General features: G+C 75.6%; 1 protein-coding gene. It reads right to left on the bottom strand.

Annotation, left to right across the window (positions count from 1 at the left end):
• Positions 1-1,029: PLP-dependent aminotransferase family protein (locus HLK59_RS50165; RefSeq protein ID WP_171148351.1), on the bottom strand; the 1,029-nt coding region annotated here is incomplete at both ends.

The following is a 1,029-nucleotide window of genomic DNA, read 5'->3' as shown; positions in this document are numbered from 1 at the left end:
CCCCCGGTCCGATGGCGCCCCGTACCCCACCACCAGGGCGTCCAGTCGCTCCGCCGCAGCCTGCGGGTGGCGGAAGAAGGACAGGCCGTGGAGGGCGACGCCCTGCCAGGCGGCGGACTGGACGACGGACTGTTCGGTGCCGGGTGGGAGGCGGAGGACGGCGTGGAGGCCGGCGGCGATGCCGGTGACGTGGACCTCGGGGGCGTGCAGGGCAAGGGCCGCGACCAGGGCGTCCCGGCGGCGGCGGTAGCGCAGGCGGGAGGCGCGGACGTGGCGGTCGTAGGCGCCGGAGGCGATGAACTCGGCCAGGGTCAGCTGGTCCAGCACCCCACAGGTGTCGACCTTGCCCTTCGCCTCGGCGGCCGCCTCCGACAGGCCCTGCGGGAGGACCATCCAGGCCAGTCGGAGGCCGGGGGCCAGGGACTTGCTGGCCGTGCCGAGGTAGACGACGTGGTCCGGGTCCAGGCCCTGGAGTGCGCCGACCGGCTGGCGGTCGTAGCGGAACTCCCCGTCGTAGTCGTCCTCCAGGACCAGGCCTCCGGTGCGCCGCGCCCAGTCGACGACCGCGGTCCGCCGGTCCCGGTGCAGGGGGACGCCCATCGGGAACTGGTGGGCGGGGGTGAGGAGGACGGCGCCGGCCCCGGCCAACTGGCCTGGGTCCGTGCCCAGTTCGTCGTAGGGGAGCGCCTCGGCGCGCAGGTCCGCCGCCGTCAGCTGGTTCCAGTGCACGTCCAGGCCGTACGACTCGACCGCGACCGACCGGACGCCGCGTGCCCGCAGGACCGTGCCGAGGATGCGGAGGCCATGGGCGCAGCCCGCGGTGATGAGGATGCGGTCGGGGTCCGTGCGTACGCCCCGCACGCGGGCGAGGTAGCCGGCGAGGGCGGTGCGCAGTTCGAGGTTGCCGCGCGGGTCGCCGTAGCCGAGGGAGTGGTGGGGCGCCGCGAGGAGGGCTCGGCGGGTGGCCTTGAGCCACTCGTTGCGCGGGAAGGCGCTGAGGTCGGGGGTGCCGGGGCGGAAGTCGTGGGC

Origin of the sequence: Streptomyces sp. S3(2020), assembly GCF_013044505.1 — a bacterium.
Classification (GTDB): Bacteria; Actinomycetota; Actinomycetes; order Streptomycetales; family Streptomycetaceae; genus Streptomyces.
This window is presented reverse-complemented; position numbering and strand designations above follow the sequence as displayed.